Here is an 18,609-nt window from a genome sequence, read left to right as displayed (position 1 = left end):
AACATAAATCGCACAGTTTAAAAACCGTGCGCAAATAAGGTGAGAAGCCATTGCCTCATGCCAGATTATCGGCCAGGAGCATTTGACCTGACGCTGACCCGTACGGTAGTCGCTTTCTCCGTGATATTCAGCCAGGGGCGACCATAGACGAAGTTAATATTTCCGCTCCCCTGCTGGACGCCTTTAAAAGTAAAGGTTCTTTCCACCGGGCAGCCCGTAGCTCGCTTACCGCAGCTGGCGGGCTGGCGATAATTCTCGGCGACCAGCATGACCTGTGCGGGTAAGGAACGTAGCATCCACTTGTAGCCGGTGCCCGGGATGTCCTGCAGCGTAACGGTAAACTGCTCCCCGCCGGATATACTCTTCTCCGTCACCGGCGCGGAGAGCGCCTGGAAGGAGAAAACCAGGAAAAATAACGCCATGCAGGTGTTCGTTACGTAGGTGAATGTGTTACGGGACATCCTCTTTTCCTTACTCTATCAATGGTCAAATTTACCCGCGCAATTCTGCCACTCCCGTGCAATCTATCACAGGACGAATACCGCGCTGGTTGAGCTACCATTGCAGAAAAAGGGGGACGCGGTTATCGATAACCCGATATCCGTGCCGTCAGGGCCGATAATTGACAAAATATCCATCCTGCGCTTCATACGGTACACTTCCTGCATCTTGTACAAAAAGGAAGCCATAACTATGCCCGTGTTTCCGTCCAGCTTACTGATCCTGAATGGCAAAGGCGCTAATGAGCCGCAGCTGCGCGAAGCGATAACGCTGTTACGCGACGAAGGCGTCGATATCCACGTCCGCGTCACCTGGGAAAAAGGCGACGCCGAGCGCTTCGTCGATGAGGCCGAACGGCTTAACGTCGGCACGGTGATTGCCGGCGGCGGCGACGGCACCATCAATGAAGTCGCCACCGCGCTGGTGCAGCGTGGCAGCAAAGCGGCGCTGGGGATCATCCCCCTCGGCACCGCCAACGACTTCGCCACCAGCGTCGGCATCCCGCAGGATCTTGCCAGCGCCCTCAAGCTGGCGATCGTCGGGCGCGATATGGCGATTGACGTCGCGCGGGTCAACGATAAAACCGGCTTTATCAATATGGCCACCGGCGGCTTCGGCACCCGGATCACCACCGAAACGCCGGAAAAACTTAAGGCCGCGCTGGGCGGCGTCTCCTACCTGATCCACGGCCTGATGCGCATGGATACCCTCAAGCCCGACCGCTGTGAAATCCGCGGGGAGAACTTCTCCTGGCAAGGGGACGCGCTGGTGATCGGCATCGGCAACGGACGTCAGGCCGGCGGCGGCCAGCAGCTGTGCCCGCAGGCGTTAATCAACGACGGGCTGCTGCATCTGCGCATCTTTACCGGCCAGGAGCTGCTGCCGGCGCTGTTCAGCACGCTGGCCAATCCCGACAACTCCCCTAACCTGGTGGACGGCGTGTCGTCGTGGTTTGAAATTACCGCCGCCCACGAGATGACCTTTAACCTCGACGGCGAGCCGCTGAGCGGCAAAACCTTCCGCATGGAAATTCTGCCCGGCGCCCTGCGCTGCCGGCTGCCGCCGGACTGCGCGCTGCTGAAATAATCCCCGGCGCTCGGCGGCGATAGGCCGCCGGGCGTCATTCAGTACGCGGCCACCTCCCGCGCCATCTCCCGGGTATACTGCCGGCTGGCATTGACCAGCATTTGCGTATAGGCCGCCTGCGCTTCGCCGTTGACCAACGCATCCACCGTCAGGGTTTCGAGGATCTGCCCGTGCTGCATCACCGCCACCTTATGACAGAGATGGGCGATGACCCCAAGGTCGTGGGTGACCATTAAATAGGTGAGCTTCGCCTCCCGCTGCAGCTCCGCCAGCAGGTTGAGGATCTCGGCCTGCACCGAAACATCCAGCGCCGAGGTGGGCTCATCCAGCAGCAGCACCTGGGGTTCGAGGATCAGCGCCCGGGCGATCGCCACCCGCTGGCGCTGGCCGCCGGAAAGCTGGTGCGGATAGCGGTCGCGAAAGGCGCGATTTAGCCCCACCCTGTCCAGCAGCGTATTGACCCGCCGATCGCGATCGCCGATACCGTGGATCTGCAGCGGCTCCTCAAGAATATCGCCCACGGTATGCCGCGGATGCAGCGAGCCGTAGGGATCCTGAAAGACCATTTGCACCTGGCGACAGCGCCGGCGGCTGATTTTATGCTCCAGCGCGCGGCCGTCGATCGCCAGCGCCCCCTGCCAGTGGGTGAACAGCCCGGCCAGGCACTTCAGCACCGTGGTTTTGCCGGAACCGGACTCCCCCACCAGGCCGTAGATCTCGCCGGGACGGACGTGAAAATTCACGTCATGCAGGACCAGGCTACGCTTGCTGCCCTCGCCAAAGGCGAGGTTGAGGTTTTGTACGTCAATCATCAGGCTCTCCTTATTCCGTCAGCCAGCTGGCCTGGCGCTGTAGAACCGGCAGCACCGGGCGGCGACGCTGCATATCCGGCAGGGAGTTAATCAGCCCCTGCGTGTAGGGGTGGCGGGCGTTATCAAGGTCTTTGGCGGCAATGGACTCCACTACCCGCCCGGCGTACATCACCAGCACCCGATCGCAGAAGCTGCGCACCAGATTGATATCGTGGCTGATAAATATCAGCCCCAGCCCGCGCGACTGCACCAGATCGTCGAGCAGGCCGAGGACCTGCAGACGCACCGAGACGTCCAGCGCCGAGGTGGGCTCATCGGCAATCACCAGCTCCGGGTCGACGATCAGCATCATGGCGATCATGATGCGCTGCCCCTGGCCGCCGGAAATTTCATGCGGATAGAGCCGATAGACGCGCTGCGGGTCGCGGATGCGCACCACCTCCAGCATCTCCAGGGCTTTGCTTCTGGCCTCGTTTTTGCGTCCGGGATGGTGGGTGAGCCAGGCTTCAGCCACCTGATCGCCGACGCACACCACCGGATTGAGCGAGTATTTCGGGTCCTGCATAATCATGGAGATGCGCTTGCCACGCACGGCGCGCATCTGCGCCTCGCTAAGCTGCTGTAAATCAAGGTCGGCGAACTGCATCCGGCTGGCGCTAACCCGCGCCTTTTTCGGATGCAGCTGCAGCAGCGCCCGCCCGACGGTGGATTTGCCCGAGCCGGACTCGCCGACAATCGCCAGCTTCTCCCGCCCCAGCTGGAAGGAGACGCCGCGCACCGCATGGGTGACCGCGCCGCCGTTAACAAAGTCGACGCACAGGTCGCGCACGTCGAGCAGCGGTGCGCTATTCGCTACGAGGATCGAGGATGTCACGTAGGCCATCTCCTAAGAAGTTGAATGCCAGACTGTTGATCAGGATCGCCAGCCCCGGGATCGTTACTACCCACCAGCACTCCATCATGTAGGTGCGACCGCTGGAGATCATCGCCCCCCACTCCGGGTCCGGCGGCTGGGCGCCGAGGCCGAGAAACCCCAGCCCGGCGGCGGTCAGAATAATTCCCGCCATATTCATGGTGATGCGGATGATCACCGACGGCAGGCACAGCGGCACAATGTGCCGCCACAGCACGCGGGTCGCAGAAGCGCCCTGTAAACGCACCGCCGAGATAAAATCGGCCTGCCGCAGGGAGAGCGTCTCCGCGCGGGCCAGACGCGCAATCGGCGGCCAGGCGGTAAGCGTAATCGCAATCACCACGTGCTCAAGGCCGGGGCCCAGCGCTGCCACAAAGGCCAGCGCCAGCACCAGGCTCGGGAAGGAGATAAAGATATCGGTGACGCGCATCAGCACCATATCCACCCTGCCGCCAAAGTAGCCGGCGCTCACTCCCAGCAGCAGCCCCAGCGGCCCGACGGTCACCGACACCAGCAGCACGATATAGAGCGTGATGCGCGAACCGTAGACCAGCCGGCTAAAGATATCGCGGCCAAACTCGTCGGTGCCGAACCAGTGCTGCGCATTGGGCGCCGCCAGCGCGTTGTTGAGGTCCTGCACCAGCGGGTGATAGGGAGCAATTTGCGGCGCAAAAATCGCCACCACCAGCAGCAGGCCGATAATCCCGCCGCCGATCGCGGTGAGGGGATTGCGCGCCATCCTGTCGATAAACCCGGCGCCGCGCCTCAGCCCGCGAACTATCCGCTGGCGGCCCTCGTTCGTTCCGCCTCGCAGCGGGGTATCCAGCGAAACCGTCATGATTTGGTCCTCGGGTCAAAGAATTGGTACAGCATGTCGGAAAGCAGATTGAGCATCACGAAGATAACCCCCACCAGCAGCACGCAGCCCATCACCGCGTTCATATCCCCGAGCAGCAGGCTGCCGGTGAGGTAGGAGCCGAAGCCGGGCCACGAGAAGACCGTCTCGATCAGCACCGCCCCTTCCAGCAGCGCGCCGTAGGCCAGCGCCACGACCGTCAGCAGCTGCACCAGTATGTTGCGAAAGGCGTGATGCCAGATAACCTGCCGCTCGGTGAGCCCCTTCACCCTGGCGGTGATAATGAACTCCTGCGACAGCTGGGCCAGCATAAAGCTGCGGGTCATGCGGCTGATGTAGGCCAGCGAGTGAAAGCCGAGCAGCGAAGCGGGTAAAATCAGGTGATTGATGGCGTTCCAGAATACCCGGCCATTCCCCGCCAGCAGCGCGTCAACGGTCATCAGGCCGGTGCGCCGCGGCACGATCCCGTCGAGGCCGAGATCCACCCGCCCGGCGCCGCCCACCCAGCCGAGCCAGGCGTAGAACACCAGCAGCCCGATCATCCCGACCCAGAAGATCGGCGTCGAGTAGCCGGCGAGGCTAATAATACGCACCACGTAGTCGCTGAGGCTGTTACGCCGCGCCGCGGCCAGCACGCCCAGCGGAATACCGAGCCCGGCGCCAACGATAATCGCCATCGTCGCCAGCTCCATGGTCGCCGGGAAGACGCGAATAATATCGTCCATCACCGGTTTCCCGGTCAGCAGGGCGTTGCCCAGATCCCCGTGCAGCAGGTTGACGAAATAGATGGCAAACTGGGTGACCAGCGACTGGTCAAACCCCAGCTGGTGGTACACCTGCTGATAGGTGCCGTGGTCGGCATCCGGGCCAACAATCGCCAGCACCGGATCGATGGGCATCACCCGTCCGATGGTGAAGGTGAGCAGCAGCAGGCCGAACAGCGTGATCGCCACCTGCAGCAGCCGTTTAGCCAAACGCCGGGCGCGGGAGCCGGGCGCGAAAAGGCGTGTACTCATCCTTTCTCTCCTTCGCTGACTTTATAGACTTCGCGTAAAAAGGTGGTGGCGGACGGATGCGGCCGATAGTCGTGCACCTCCCGGCGGACCACCACCGAATCAACCATCTGTGAAAGCGGGATCAGGGCCGGGATCAGCTGGTCGTAGCGGGCCTGAATCGCCCGGTAGTCGGCAACCTGCTTCTGCGGGTCGCGTTCGAGCAGCGCGCCGTCGATCATCGCGTTGAGCTGCGGGTCGTAGAAACCGGTCCGCCAGCCCTGGAAGTTGGTCAGCCGCGCGGCGTCGCTGTTATCCGGGTTATAGACCAGCGCCCGCAGGCTGGAGTGCGGATGCGGCTCCATCCCGCTGCCGCCGCGGCCCACCAGCAGGTCGAACTGACGCTCGCGCATCGCCCCGTAGATCTGGTTGCCGGTACCGGTAATAATTTTGGCATTAATACCCGCCTGCATCAGCGTGGACTGCACGGCGATGGCGATATTGAGGAACGGCTGGTCGGAGAGCACCCGCAGCGTGGTAGTGAAACCGTCGGGATAGCCCGCCTCCGCCAGCAGCTTTTTCGCCCGCGCAATATCCAGCCGGTAGCCCGGGTCCGGCAGCGTCGAGGGCATGCCGGCTTTGATCGGCCGCTGGTGCAGCACGCCGTAGCCCGGCATCAGCGCCCGGTTAATCCCCTGATAGTCAATCAGGTAGCGCAGCGCCTCGCGTACCCTGGGGTTGGCGAAGTGCGCTTCCTTCATGCTCATCGCCACGTAGTACATCGTTCCGCGCTGCACCGCATCGACGCTCAGCTGCGGGTTGCTGCGCAGGGCGTTGATATCCGATACCGCCATATTGTTAGCGATGTCGAGATCGCCCTTCTCAATCATCAGGCGCAGCGTTTGCGACTCCTGAAAATGGCGCAACACCACCCGGCTCATCTTCGCCTCCCCGCGCCAGTAGTTCGGGTTGCGCTGCATGCGCAGCACCTCCTTCGCCTGCCAGGTTTCCAGCATAAACGGCCCCGACCCGGCTTCGTGGGTGGTCAGCCAGCGGTTGCCCCAGTCGTTATCCTGCGCGTGGCTTTGCACCGTTTTGCTGTCGATCACGCCAAGGTTGCCAAGCGCGCCGAGGGAGTAGAGCACCAGCTGCGGATCGTTGGCCTTCGGCAGGGTGATTTGCACCGTCACGTCGTCCAGCGCCGTCACCTGCCTATCGATATTGCTTTTGCTGAAGCCGTAGGATTTCCACACCGAGGCCTGGGCGAGGTTAAGGTGCAGGATCCGCCGCATCGACCACACCACGTCGGCCGCGGTCAGCGGATTGCCGGAGTGAAACGTCACGTTGTCGTGCAGATGGAAGGTCAGCGTCGCGCCGTCCGGGCTTATCTCCCAGGATTTAGCCAGCGCCGGGCGCACGTTGGTGAGCTGCTCGGGGTCCAGTTCAACCAGTGAATCGTAAAGATTGACCACCACCCCCACCACCTCGTTGCCGGTCATGGCCGCCGGGTCGAGTGTCAGCAGGTTATTCATATTCATACCGACGATCAGCTGGTCGGGCGGCGTTTTGGCGTAGCTCGCCCCGCTCCCCAGCGTCACGGCGAGCGCGAGCAGGCACGCTCCCAGTAAGGAGGATCTCTTCATCTATCTTTCGCCTGTAGGGTACACGCCCGTCATCATTGGCGCCGCAGCGGCTGACTCAGGGCCTGTTTTATAATGGTTATCCGTTCGGCCATATCCGCTATGCCTTCGGCATGCGGACTTTTTATTAATCAGTCGTGGCTAACGGTATTGGCTTCGATATACGCAAAGTTGATGTCTTCCCCGAGGCCCGGGCGCTGTGACAAATGCACAAAGCCCTGCTCATCCATCGGGTCAACGATGCTGTTGAGATAGGCGGCCGGCGCGTCGTAATCGAGGAACGGGTGCAGCAGACCGCGCTCGTACCAGCGGCAGTTGCGGATCGCACCCACCACCGCCAGGCTCGCCGCCCCGTTGCCGTGAACCTCACAGTCCATGCCGAAAGACTCCGCCAGCGCCGCCACCTTCATGGTGGGCGTAATCCCGCCGACGCCGTTGGCTCCGGCGCGTAAAATATCGCAGGCTCCGGCCTTCACCCATTCAGCGCGCATATGATGCTTGCCGCCGAAGCTCTCCGGGCCGACGATCGGAATGGTCAGGTTTTCCGCCAGCCAGGCGTAGGACGACATCGAATCCTCCTCCATCGGCTCTTCAAACCAGGCGAAGTCGAGCTTTTCCAGCTCCCTGCCAATCCACAGCGCCTCGGCGCGGCTGTACCAGTGGTAGCCGTCAATCATCAGCTCAACGTCCGGGCCAACCGCTTCACGTACCGCGGCGCAGGCTTTGATATCCATCTTCGGATTCGGCGCAAAGGCGATCGGCGGCATCCAGGTGTGCAGCTTGATGGCCCTGTAGCCGCGCGCCACCAGCTTTTCGGCAAACGCCGCGAACTCGTCCGGCGTCGACAGGCCGCCGGGCAGATCGTCCCCGCACATGGTGCTGCCGTAGGCCGGCACCTTATCGCGATAGCCGCCCAGCAGCTTATAGACCGGCATATTGAGCCTGCGGCCCAGCAGATCCCACAGCGCCTGCTCGACAAACGACAGCGCGCGCTCGGTCAGCTGGTGGGCGCTGCCGCGCTGCCAGTGGTTAAGATCCTGCCAGATGCGCTCGCGATTAAAGGGATCCTGGCCTACCAGCACCCTGCGGAAAAAGGTGTCCACCACAAACGGGCGCACCACTTCCGGCGGCGCGAAGGCGTAGCCCTGGGTGCCGTCATCGGCGGTGATGGTCAGCATCGCCATTTTCGCCAGCCCTTCCGCTCCCGGGTGGGAGTGCCCGGCGCTATCGGCAACCCGCCGGGTGGGATAGTGAAAAACGGTGACGTTTACAGATTCAATTTTCATTCTTTGTCCTTAGTACGATGCACCTGAACCCATATGGCCAAAATTCGCCCAACTGTTAAGCATGGTGAATGAGTTCATATAATTGAAAAAGCGTTTCAATTATTAATCTAAGCACAAATCATTAACACTGCCTCGGACAAATTCCGCTATGCAACGGCCGAATTTTGGGCATCGGCACGACAGGACGTGATTGTTTTCACAAAAGAGAGGGGAAATGTGAGGACGATCGCCAGGGGAAAAGCGTGAAAAATGAGCGCAGAAAAGAGATAAACCGACCGTTTACACCTCCAGGGATCCTGCGCTCACCGGTTCGTGATTATCCGGCCGCCTTAACGCGTTCGTCGCGCGACAGCAGCAGCTCGGTTAGGGAGTGATGGCGGGCAACCGCGCCGTGGAACTGCTGATGCTGGCAATCTTCAGTCACCGCTATCGTCGGAATGCCCGCGGCCCGGGCGGCCTGGAAGCCGCTGGCGCTATCTTCAATAACCAGGCACTGCTCCGCGCGGAGGTTGAGCTTGCGCAGGGTTGCGAGGTAGACCGCCGGGTGCGGCTTGCCCCACGCTTCGTCGTCGGCGCTGGAGATCGCGTCGAACCACGGGCGCAGGGCGAGCTTATCCAGCACGGCGGCAATCACCTGATGGGACGAGGAGGTCGCCAGCGCAATCTTATAGCCGCAGCGGCGGAAATGGGCTAAGGCGTCATTGACCCCCTCCATCGCCTCGCCGCTGGCGGTAATCAGGCCGGTGACCCGCTGCAGGATAGTCTGCTGCAGGCGCTGCGGCGCGACGCTGAGCCGGCAGTGGCGGCACCAGATGCGCGCAATGTCGTCCAGCCGCTTGCCTTTGGTCAAGGTTTCGCACTCCTCAACGCTGACCGTCGCGCCCAGAGAGGCCAGGGCCTCCATCTGCGCCTGGCGCCACAGGCCTTCCGAGTCAATCAGCACGCCGTCCATGTCAAAAATTACCGCTTTAATACTCATCATCCACCTCAGGCGGGCCGCGATATTGCTAACGCGGCCCGTAGACTCTCATCAGGAAAATTCAACGCTTTTACCGCTGCCGGCCGGCTGCTGGCTAAAGCCCGGCTGCTCGACGCGGATAAACGCGCACAGGAAGAACGCCAGCACGTACAGCGCGGTGTAGGCGATAACCACCCCGATGGTGCTGTAGTACGGCAGCAGGACCACCGCTATCGCCGGGGCGAGGAAGTTGGAGAGCCCCGCCGACAGGTTATAGACCGAAATGGCCGCCCCTTTATGCTTCGGCTCAAGCGCCGGGAACACGGCGGCCATCGGCACGAAGGCGGCGACAAAGATCCCCAGCGCAACCGCCGGGATCAGCGCCATGGCGAAGTTATGCCCGAAGTGCTGCGGAATGTAGTAGAAGGCGAGGCTCGACAGCGCCATGCCGACGCAGCCAAACCAGCGCACCACTTTGATCCAGCCCAGCTTCTCGCCGAGGATCCCCCACAGCACGTTGGAGAAAATGGTGGTGAAGAAGAACACCGCCCACACCTGCAGCCACTCCGAGGTGGTGAAGCCCAGTTCGTCAACAAACATCAGCGGCATAATGACCGCAAAGCCGAACAGCGACAGGGTGTTGATAATACGCACCACGCTGGAGAGCAGAATATTGCGATTGCTGTAGAGCAGCGTGACCGCCCGGCCCAGCTCGGCAAACTTCTCGCGGGTGGTCAGGTTTTGCATATGCCGCGGCGTTTCGATTTTGCGCAGCGCGACCATCGCGATGACGCCGCCGGTGACGCAGAACGCCAGCGCCAGCCACAGGGTGCCGAGCTCGCCGATATGCGGGATGGTAAAGCTCGGGATGTAGCTGCCGAACACGCCGATGCCGATGGAATAGACCGCCCAGAACCAGCCCAGCGCCGAGCTGGCGCTGTCGCTTTTGACGTTGTGAATAATCGCCACGATGAACGAGTAGAGGAACAGGGGATAGGCAAAGCCGCGAATGCCGTAGAACAGCAGGATCAGCGGATAGTTAGCGTGTCCGAGGCCAAAAATCAGGAACAGAACGTGGAACACGCACCACAGCACGAAGCCGATCATCATCGTTTTCTGCGGGGTGATGATCTCCGCCACCACGCCGGAAATCCACGCCGAGAGCGCGGCGGCCAGGCCGTACAGCGTAAAGGCGAAGGAGGCCTGCGCCGGGGTGAAGCCCAGCTCTTTGATATAGTGCGAGAGAAAAGCCAGCTCGAAACCGTCGCCGGTCATAAACACGGCGATAGCAATGTATCCCCATATCAGATTCAGGGGCAGACCGAGCCACTGTTTATTGGTTGCGGACATAATGACCTCGTTTGCAGGGTACAGGAGTTCGCTCCGATGACGCCACCGGAGCGGTTGTTCTACCCCTCATCGTTCAGGCCGCAGGCGCGTTGCTTTCCCGCAGCCCGAACTCGTTAGGGTATGTTATTTATATTTAGCGCTGACGGTAATTCAGGTCGTTGAGATATAAGGCTTTAAACTGCGCATAGCGCTGCATCAGTGCCTCATGGCAGGCCGGCGTCGTGCGCCAGGTTTGCCAGACTTCCGGCTTTTCGCATACCGCGGCCAGCGGTTTCCCTGCCGCCAGGCAGGCCAGCCGCGCCGCCCCCAGCGCGCCGCCGGTTTCGCCCCCTTTATGGGTGACCACCGGCATCGCGAGAATATCCGCCAGCAGCTGGGCCCAGAACGGGCTTCGGGCGCCGCCGCCGACCAGCGAGCACTGCTCAATCCGCGTGCCGCTCTCCTTCAGCACCTGCAGGCCATCGTTGATGCCAAAGCTCACGCCCTCCAGCACCGCATAGCCCAGCTGCGCGCGCAGGCTGGAGTGCGTCATCCCCCAAAACATCCCCCGGGCATCGGGATCGTTATGCGGGGTGCGTTCGCCGGAAAGGTACGGCAGGAAGAACGGCGCGCTGGCTTTCTCCTCCTCGCTGAGCTGGGCAATCTCCTCCAGCAGAGCGACCTCGGTGGTGCTGGTGAGACGGCAGAACCACTGCAGGCAGCTGGCGGCGCTGAGCATCACGCTCATCTGATGCCACAGGTTCGGCAGCACGTGGCAGAAGGCGTGAACCGCCGACTGCGGCGCCGGACGATAGGCGTCGGTGACCACGAACAGCACGCCGGAGGTCCCGAGAGAGATAAAGGCATCCCCCGGCGAGACCGCCCCAACGCCAATGGCGCTGACCGCGTTATCGCCCCCGCCGCCGGCCACCACCACCGACGCGTTGAGCCCCCAGCGCTCCGCTACCTGCGGATCGAGGGTTGCTGAGACCTCGCAGCCTTCGACCAGCGTCGGCATATGGCTGCGCGACAGGCCGCACTTGTCCAGCAGCGCATCGGACCAGTCGCGCTTCGCCACGTCCAGCCACAGCGTCCCGGCGGCGTCCGACATGTCGGAGATTTTGCGGCCGGTCATCCGGTAGCGCAGATAGTCCTTCGGCAGCATCACCGTCGCCGTGCGCTGGAAGTTGGCCGGCTCGTGGCGGCGCACCCACAGCAGCTTTGGCGCGGTAAAGCCGGGCATCGCCAGGTTTCCCGCCACCTGATGCAGCTCGGGGGCCATCTCCTCCAGCTCGCGGCACTCGTCGGCGCAGCGGGTGTCGTTCCACAGGATGGCCGGGCGGATCACCTCCCCGCGCTCGTCCAGCAGCACCGCGCCGTGCATCTGCCCCGAAAGGCCAATCGCCTTGATGGCCGACCAGTGAGGGCCGCACTTTTCCCGCAGAGTGGTCATCAGATATTCCGTGGCTTCCCACCACGCCTGCGGCGCCTGTTCTGACCAGTGGGGATGGGGCCGCTGAATGCTCAGCGGCGCGCTATGGCTGGCGACGACGTCGTTGTTCTCGTCAATGACCAGCGCTTTCACTTCCGACGTGCCAAGATCGATCCCTAAGTACATAGCCACCTCTTACTTAATCAGCGTATAAACTGCGGCAATCTTCTCGCGCAGCAGCGCCAGGAAGTCCTCGTTCTCCGCCAGCGCGCCAAATAGCGCCCGGTCTTTGGCGTAGACGGCGATCGGGTCGCTGGCCTCAAACATCTCGTGCACCGCCTGCGCGTCGAGGATCCCGTCCTGGTATTGATACGGCAGCGTTCCCTTATGCCACTGCTCCATAAAGACGAAGAACAGCGCCGGGAGCATCGCCGTCGCTTCCGGGCGCGCGCCGCGCTGGTAGCACTCCTGCAGAGTCGGGGCGATCATCGCCGGGATTTTAGAGAAGCCGTCCGCCGCCACCCGCTGGTTGGTGTCCTGGATGTAGGGGTTGGTAAAGCGCTTGAGCACCACGTCGCGATAGGTCGCGAGGTCGATACCGTTATCGCCGAGGCACGGGATCACGTCTTCGGTGACGTAGCGATCGGCAATGGCGTAGATGAACCCGGTGAGCGTGCTTTCGTGGATATAGCGCTGGCCGATGAGGGTGCCCGCCCAGGCGATGCAGCTGTGCGAGGCGTTGAGAACGCGGATTTTCGCCTCTTCGTAAGGGATAACCGAGTCCACCATCTCAACGCCAACGGCTTCCAGGTTCGGCCGTTCGGCGCGGAAATTATCCTCCACCACCCACTGAATGAAGCTTTCGCCCATCACCGGTGCCCGATCGTCAATGCCGGTTTGCGCTTTGATGCGCGCCGGCAGATCTGCCGCCGGGCGCGGCGTGATGCGGTCAACCATGGTATTCGGGCAGTTCGCATTCGCCGCCAGCCACTCGACCAGCGCCTGCCTGCCGGTTAGCTGCAGGAACTCCACCAGCCCGTCGTGGAAGCGCTCGCCGTTGTGGCGGACGTTATCGCAGTTCAGCAGGGTCAGCGGCCCGGCGTTATCCGCCATGCGCTTTTCCAGAATACGCGCGATGGTGCCGTAAATGGTCTTGCAGTCGCCCTGCAGATCGGCAACCAGATCGGGGTTGCTGGTCTCCAGGCGATGGCTGGTATTAAGGTAGTAGCCCCCTTCGGTAACGGTGAAGGCAATCACCTTAGTCTGCGGGTTGGCCCCTTCGTCAATCAGCGGCTGCAGCCCCTTCTGCCACGCCAGCAGCTTCTGGATAGAGGTGATTTCTTCATATTCGCGCTCTCCTTCCGGGCTAACGGTCTCCAGCACGTAGCGCCCGCCCTGCGCGGCCAGCGCCTGCACCACCTGCTCGGCATCGTCGCGAATGTTGCCCGCGGCGATATGCCAGCGCTTATCGCCGCTGGCGATCAGGCGATGCAGGTACCACGCCTGATGCGCACGGTGAAAAGAACCCAAACCGATGTGAAGCCATGTGTATTGCTGATTCATATTCTGATCTCCTTGAGTGATGTGGCTCACTGTAGATGATCATTTGACCTAATTAAGAGCCATAGATCACAAAAGAGCAATTACCCAAACAAATTACAAATGACCAAAAGAGAGCAAAAGCTTGCCTGTTTTCTGAGCCGCGGCCAAAATGCGGCTAACAGTCAAAATTAGCGGGCCCGCGAAAAGACATGCTTATCGCCACGGCCGCCAACTTAAGGCAGGGAACCGTGAGTAAAGAAGATGACATCAGGCTGGATCAGAAGGTCCGCGCCGCGTGGATGTACTACATTGCCGGCCAGAATCAGAGCGAGATAGCCAGCCAGCTCGGCACCTCAAGGCCGGTGGTCCAGCGGCTGATTGCCGCGGCGAAAGAGGAAGGGATCGTCTCTATTGGGCTACATCATCCGGTAGCAAACTGCCTCGACTACGCCCAGCTGCTGCAGGAAAAATATCGGCTTATCGACTGCAACGTCGTCCCGGCCTACAGCGAGGAGAGCACCCTCGACAGCGTGTCGTTCGGCTGCTACCAGCTGATGGCCCGCTATCTGCAGGACGATAAGGCCAAAATCATCGGCATTGGCTCCGGGCTGACGCTGAAGAAAACCATGCAGCGCATCGATTTCGACAGCTTCAACACCCGCTGCGTGGCGCTGATAAGCGCGATGGATGCCGACGGACAGTGCAACTACTACGACGACGTTCCCCTGCTGCTGGCGCGGAAAATTCAGGCCAAGTATTACCAGTGGCCGGCGCCGCGCTACGCGCAAACGGCGGACGAGCACCGGATGTGGTGCACCAGCCGGCTGTTTCAGAGCGTGTCGGGCGTCGCGCAGCAGGCGGACGTGATTTTCGTCGGCATCGGCCCGCTGGGCACGCAAAGCCCAATCTTCAAGGACGGATTTATTAATCAGGCGCAGCTGGACGAGCTGACGGCGCAGGGCGGGATCGGCGAGATCCTTGGCCGCTTTATTGATGCCGAAGGCGGCGTGGTGGAGAGCAATATCAACCAGATGATCACCAGCTACGATATCCGCCACAACCGCTGCCCGCGCATTGCGGTGGCCTGCGGCGAATACAAACGTCCGGCGATTCTGGCCGCGCTGAAAGGCGGCTGGATCAACGGCCTGGTGACCGATGAACACACCGCCCGCTGGCTGCTAACGCGCTAGCGCCCGCGCGGCGCTCAGATAAGCTCCCGGCTGCCGATCAGCAGCGGCGGAATTTCGACCAGCTGCTTAGCGGCATCGCCGGAATCGATAATGCCGAACACCGCCTCCAGCATCGCCGGCACGTTCTGCTGAACCATGTCAATATCGTGCCCCAGCAGGTAGACGAAGGGATCCCAGTCGAAGCAGCCCATCGGCGGCTGCCCGGTGCCGGTCAGTCCCCGCTGGGCCAGCCAGCGGACGACCCCTTCAAGCGAGATGGTGGAGTTGACGAAGAAGCCCTGCAGATGCTCATCCGGCGCGCCGAAGCGGGCCTGCATGCTGGCCTCAACTTTGCCTTTCGAGTAGCCGGGGGCGAGAATATTTTCCGCCGGTACGCTCAGGCCGCGCGCCCGATGCGCGTCGTGAAAGCCGCGCAGGCGCTCAAGGGTGTTGTGGTCGCTGCTGCGTCCGCCGACGAAGGTCAGCGGCGCCAGGCTGCCGTGCCGGCGCAGGCTGTTATCGAGGATTTTATCGGTCAGCGCCCGCGCCCCGGCGTAGTTATCGGAAATCACCGACGGCGCAATGGTGCCCGGCAGGTCAAGGTTGACGGCGGGCACGCCCGCCTGCTGGCACAGCTCGGTAATTTTGTCCGGGTTGGTTGCCCCGGTGGCCACCACCCAGTCCACCTGCCATGAGAGCATCGCCTTCACGGCTTCAATCTCCAGCTCCGGGCGGCGGCGGGTACAGGTAATAATCGGCAGCAGGCCGCGCTCGCGCGCCATCTCTTCAAAGCTTTCCGCCACCGATCCGAAGTAGCGGTTATCATATTTAGGGACGATCATGCCGATCACGTGGGATTTTTTACTGCGCAGCATGCTGGCCTGGCGGTTGATCGCATAGCCCTGCTCTTCGGCAATCCGGGTAACCTTCTCCGCCAGCTTCGCGCTGATACGGCGCTTTTTCCAGTTGCCGTTGAGGATCGCGCTGACCGCGCTTGCCGAGACGCCGGATAATTCCGCCAGATCGTAGATAGTGATTTTTTTCATTTTCCCAACTTGCGTCACAAATTCATTTCGCTGTTAATTTACCCACTTGCTCAATCGATGAAGCTGGCGCACATTAGCTTCATCGATTGAGCTACCACTATGCTCCCCGGCGCGCCAGGTCGCACGCCGCTCAGTATCCAGCGTATATAAATAAATGATGCTGATATTCAAAATCTTAGCAAGATTTAGTGCCTGACTCCAACGCTGGTCCCGGCTTATTGCGGGCCAGATCGATTTACCAAAATAGACTCGGTGAAGGATTATAAAATGAACCACTCTGTATCCTCTATGAATACTTCTCTCAATGGTAAAGTCGCTGCGGTGACCGGCGCGGCTTCCGGTATCGGCCTTGAATGCGCCAAAACCCTGCTCTCGGCAGGTGCGAAGGTGGTGCTGATCGACCGCGAAGGCGAAAAGCTAAATAAGATTGTGGCCGAACTGGGCGAAAACGCCTTTGCCCTGCAGGTGGATCTGATGCAGGGCGAACAGGTCGATAATATTCTGCCCGGCATTCTTAAGCTGGCGGGCGGGCTGGATATCTTCCACGCCAACGCCGGTGCCTATATCGGCGGACCGGTGGCCGAAGGCGATCCGGACGTGTGGGATCGCGTGCTGCATCTCAACACCAACGCCGCCTTCCGCTGCGTGCGCAGCGTACTGCCGCACCTGATCGCACAGAAGTCCGGCGATATCATCTTCACCAGCTCCATTGCCGGAGTGGTGCCGGTTATCTGGGAGCCTATCTACACCGCCTCGAAGTTTGCGGTGCAGGCCTTCGTGCACACCACCCGCCGTCAGGTGTCGCAGCACGGCGTACGCGTCGGCGCGGTGCTGCCCGGCCCGGTGGTGACCGCCCTGCTCGACGACTGGCCGAAAGAAAAAATGGAGGAAGCGCTGGCCAACGGCAGCCTGATGCAGCCGATTGAGGTGGCTGAATCCGTGCTGTTTATGGTGACCCGCTCGAAGAACGTCACCGTGCGCGACCTCGTTATCCTGCCTAACAGCGTGGATCTCTAACTCTTCAATCAGGCTGGCTAAAGGATGGCTCTATGAACTGCGATACACCAACCATTATTGGCGTCGATGTCGGCTCGGGCAGCGTGCGGGCGGGCATTTTCAACCTCAATGGTGAACTGCTCGCCCACGCGACGCGGGAGATTACCCTCTTTCGCAGCGCGGGCAGCATGGTTGAACAATCCAGCAGCGAGATTTGGCAGGCGGTGTGCGATTGTATTAAAACCGCGATCGCGCGCGCCGGCGCCGCGCCGGACTCGGTAGCGGGCATTGGCTTCGACGCCACCTGTTCGCTGGTGGTGGTCGGTGAAAACGACGCGCCGCTGGCGGTGGGTCCCTCAGAAGACCCCAACCGCGACATTATCGTCTGGATGGATCACCGCGCGACCGGGCAGGCGGAAAAGATTAACGCCACCCGTCATCCGGTGTTGCAGTACGTCGGCGGCATTATCTCGCCGGAGATGGAGACGCCGAAGATACTGTGGCTGAAGGAGAACCGCCCGCAGGTTTATCGGCAGGCGCGACACTTTTTTGACCTCGCGGACTACCTCACCTGGCGCGCCACCGGCGACGAGGCCCGCTCGGTCTGTACCGTCACCTGTAAATGGACCTATCTGGCCCACGAGCAGCGCTGGGATGCCGACTACTTCCGCCAGATTGGGCTCGCCGAGCTGGCGGATGAAGACTTTGCGCGCATCGGCCAGCGCATTGTCGATCCGGGAACGCCCTGCGGCAGCGGCCTTACCGCCGTCGCCGCTCAGCAGATGGGCCTGCCCGTCGGCACGCCGGTGGCGGTTGGCATGATTGACGCCCACGCCGGCGGCATCGGCACCGTTGGGGTGCTCGACGGCGCGCTCAGCAATATGGCCTACGTGTTCGGCACCTCCTCCTGCACCATGACCACCTCGCAGGAGGCTATCTTCGTGCCCGGCGTCTGGGGTCCGTACTATTCGGCAATGGTGCCGGGCTTCTGGCTGAATGAAGGCGGCCAGAGCGCGGCCGGCGCCGCTATCGACCGGCTGCTGAGCTTCCATCCGGCGGCGCACGAGGCCCGCCAGCTGGCGCAGGAGGCCGGGCTGCCGCTGCCGGTCTATCTCGCGGACCGGGTGCTGGCCCGCCTGGAGAGCCCCTCCGAGGCGGTACACCTCGCCGCCGGCCTGCACGTGGTGCCCGAATTCTTAGGCAACCGCGCCCCGCTGGCGGATCCTGGCGCCAGGGCGATCGTTGCCGGACTGGGAATGGAAAGTGATATCGATAATCTGCTGGCGCTGTACGTGGCCGGGCTGTGCGGTATCGGCTACGGCCTGCGGCAGATCCTTGATGCCCAGGAGGCCTGCGGCGTGCGCAGCGAGAATATCGTGATTAGCGGCGGCGCGGGGCAGCATCCGCTGGTTCGCCAGCTGCTGGCCGATACCTGCGGCATTCCGGTGATGAGCACCGAGTGCAGCGAACCGGTGCTGTTGGGTTCGGCGATTCTGGGCGCCGTCGCCGGCGGGGTTTGCGCGTCGCTGCCGGAGGCGATGAAGCGGTTTACCCGGGTGGATAAGACCTATTTCAGCGCGACCCGGCATCAGGAGGTTCACCAGCGTCGCTATGAGGCTTATTTGGCTCTGCAGAAGACGGCCAGGCTGATAAGGGAGTAGCGGCGGCTGGTGTTGGATGGGTATAAGCAGGAGCCGGCATTGTGTCCCGAGATTTAGCGGTAGCCGCGGCGGAGGATATTTTCTTGCTCCGCAGGATGTTGCGGCCCATCGCCGCCGCATGAGGTTTGGTGGTCGCCGCGGCGGAGGATATTTTCTTGCTCCGCAGGATATTGCGCTCCCCGGCGGTTTCCCTGCCCCATGTTTCCCAAAGTGCAGGGAGCGCACAGGGGGCGGCCCATCGCCGCCGCCCCCTGTACCCCCGGGCTCCGGCCAGCCAAAATCGCCGCTACGCGGTCCCTTCGACCGATGCCGTCAGGCTGTCGGGTCGGGCCGAGGTAACGTCCCTGTAAATCACGGCCCTCAGCCCGCATCCATGCGGGCTGCCCCGGC

At 61.9% G+C, this 18,609-nt stretch carries 16 protein-coding genes; 4 read left to right on the top strand and 12 right to left on the bottom strand.

Annotated elements, in window-relative coordinates; all coding sequences use genetic code 11:
* Positions 1 to 65: 65 nt before the first annotated feature.
* Positions 66 to 461 carry a protease inhibitor I42 family protein gene (locus MMW58_RS09600; protein ID WP_241723190.1) on the bottom strand — a complete coding sequence of 132 codons (396 nt, stop codon included), beginning with the start codon at positions 459 to 461 and terminating at the stop codon, positions 66 to 68.
* Between the two features lie 232 nt (positions 462 to 693).
* Here MMW58_RS09600 and yegS point away from each other — a divergent pair, with 232 nt between their 5' ends.
* Entirely contained in the window at positions 694 to 1,587 is an 894-nt protein-coding gene (gene yegS / locus MMW58_RS09595) for a lipid kinase YegS (protein WP_133599014.1), read from the top strand.
* A 38-nt stretch (positions 1,588 to 1,625) separates the two neighbouring features.
* On the opposite strand, the gene MMW58_RS09590 is transcribed toward yegS, so the two are convergent.
* From MMW58_RS09590 to dalD, 10 genes are all read right to left on the bottom strand, one after another.
* Entirely contained in the window at positions 1,626 to 2,399 is a 774-nt protein-coding gene (locus MMW58_RS09590) for an ABC transporter ATP-binding protein (protein ID WP_241723189.1), read from the bottom strand.
* Positions 2,400 to 2,409: 10 nt separating this feature from the next.
* The gene (locus tag MMW58_RS09585) at positions 2,410 to 3,273 is read right to left on the bottom strand and encodes an ABC transporter ATP-binding protein (RefSeq protein WP_045856425.1); all 864 of its coding nucleotides are present in this window, start codon (positions 3,271 to 3,273) and stop codon (positions 2,410 to 2,412) included.
* On the bottom strand, positions 3,245 to 4,150 hold the full coding sequence (locus MMW58_RS09580; RefSeq protein ID WP_241723187.1) for an ABC transporter permease: 906 nt from the start codon (positions 4,148 to 4,150) through the stop codon (positions 3,245 to 3,247). The genes MMW58_RS09585 and MMW58_RS09580 overlap by 29 nt, the downstream gene beginning before the upstream one ends.
* On the bottom strand, positions 4,147 to 5,184 hold the full coding sequence (locus MMW58_RS09575) for an ABC transporter permease (RefSeq protein WP_041146414.1): 1,038 nt from the start codon (positions 5,182 to 5,184) through the stop codon (positions 4,147 to 4,149). The genes MMW58_RS09580 and MMW58_RS09575 overlap by 4 nt, the downstream gene beginning before the upstream one ends.
* Positions 5,181 to 6,803 carry an ABC transporter substrate-binding protein gene (locus MMW58_RS09570; RefSeq protein WP_133599022.1) on the bottom strand — a complete coding sequence of 541 codons (1,623 nt, stop codon included), beginning with the start codon at positions 6,801 to 6,803 and terminating at the stop codon, positions 5,181 to 5,183. Before MMW58_RS09570 ends, MMW58_RS09575 begins: the two co-directional genes overlap by 4 nt.
* 128 nt (positions 6,804 to 6,931) lie before the next feature.
* Positions 6,932 to 8,086, bottom strand: coding sequence for a mandelate racemase family protein (locus MMW58_RS09565; protein ID WP_133599024.1), 1,155 nt, complete (start codon positions 8,084 to 8,086; stop codon positions 6,932 to 6,934).
* A gap of 316 nt (positions 8,087 to 8,402) precedes the next feature.
* Positions 8,403 to 9,065: a hexitol phosphatase HxpB gene (gene hxpB / locus MMW58_RS09560; protein ID WP_159237857.1), complete on the bottom strand. Its 663-nt coding sequence runs from the start codon at positions 9,063 to 9,065 to the stop codon at positions 8,403 to 8,405.
* Between the two features lie 51 nt (positions 9,066 to 9,116).
* On the bottom strand, positions 9,117 to 10,394 hold the full coding sequence (locus MMW58_RS09555) for an RbtT/DalT/CsbX family MFS transporter (RefSeq protein ID WP_133599026.1): 1,278 nt from the start codon (positions 10,392 to 10,394) through the stop codon (positions 9,117 to 9,119).
* Positions 10,395 to 10,527: 133 nt separating this feature from the next.
* A complete protein-coding gene (gene xylB / locus MMW58_RS09550; protein ID WP_241723185.1) occupies positions 10,528 to 11,991 on the bottom strand; it encodes a xylulokinase in 1,464 nt (487 codons plus the stop codon).
* Between the two features lie 9 nt (positions 11,992 to 12,000).
* Positions 12,001 to 13,368, bottom strand: a complete 1,368-nt coding sequence (dalD, locus tag MMW58_RS09545; protein ID WP_241723184.1) for a D-arabinitol 4-dehydrogenase — start codon at positions 13,366 to 13,368, stop codon at positions 12,001 to 12,003.
* Positions 13,369 to 13,595: 227 nt separating this feature from the next.
* Between dalD and MMW58_RS09540 the strand changes: the two genes are divergently transcribed.
* Complete coding sequence (locus MMW58_RS09540) at positions 13,596 to 14,537, top strand: sugar-binding transcriptional regulator (RefSeq protein ID WP_045856427.1); 942 nt, start codon at positions 13,596 to 13,598, stop codon at positions 14,535 to 14,537.
* Positions 14,538 to 14,551: 14 nt separating this feature from the next.
* Here the strand turns inward: MMW58_RS09540 and MMW58_RS09535 are convergent, their stop codons facing one another.
* Entirely contained in the window at positions 14,552 to 15,562 is a 1,011-nt protein-coding gene (locus MMW58_RS09535; RefSeq protein WP_159237818.1) for a LacI family DNA-binding transcriptional regulator, read from the bottom strand.
* Between the two features lie 267 nt (positions 15,563 to 15,829).
* Here MMW58_RS09535 and MMW58_RS09530 point away from each other — a divergent pair, with 267 nt between their 5' ends.
* Positions 15,830 to 16,579 carry an SDR family oxidoreductase gene (locus tag MMW58_RS09530; protein ID WP_166646154.1) on the top strand — a complete coding sequence of 250 codons (750 nt, stop codon included), beginning with the start codon at positions 15,830 to 15,832 and terminating at the stop codon, positions 16,577 to 16,579.
* A 32-nt stretch (positions 16,580 to 16,611) separates the two neighbouring features.
* Positions 16,612 to 18,219 carry an FGGY-family carbohydrate kinase gene (locus tag MMW58_RS09525; RefSeq protein WP_241723183.1) on the top strand — a complete coding sequence of 536 codons (1,608 nt, stop codon included), beginning with the start codon at positions 16,612 to 16,614 and terminating at the stop codon, positions 18,217 to 18,219.
* The last annotated feature ends 390 nt before the right edge of the window (positions 18,220 to 18,609 follow it).

The sequence above is a fragment of the Klebsiella sp. HC6 genome (assembly GCF_022605325.1).
Classification (GTDB): Bacteria; Pseudomonadota; Gammaproteobacteria; order Enterobacterales; family Enterobacteriaceae; genus Klebsiella; species Klebsiella terrigena.
Note: the sequence above shows the minus strand (reverse complement) of the source record. Positions and strands in the feature narration are given on the sequence as shown.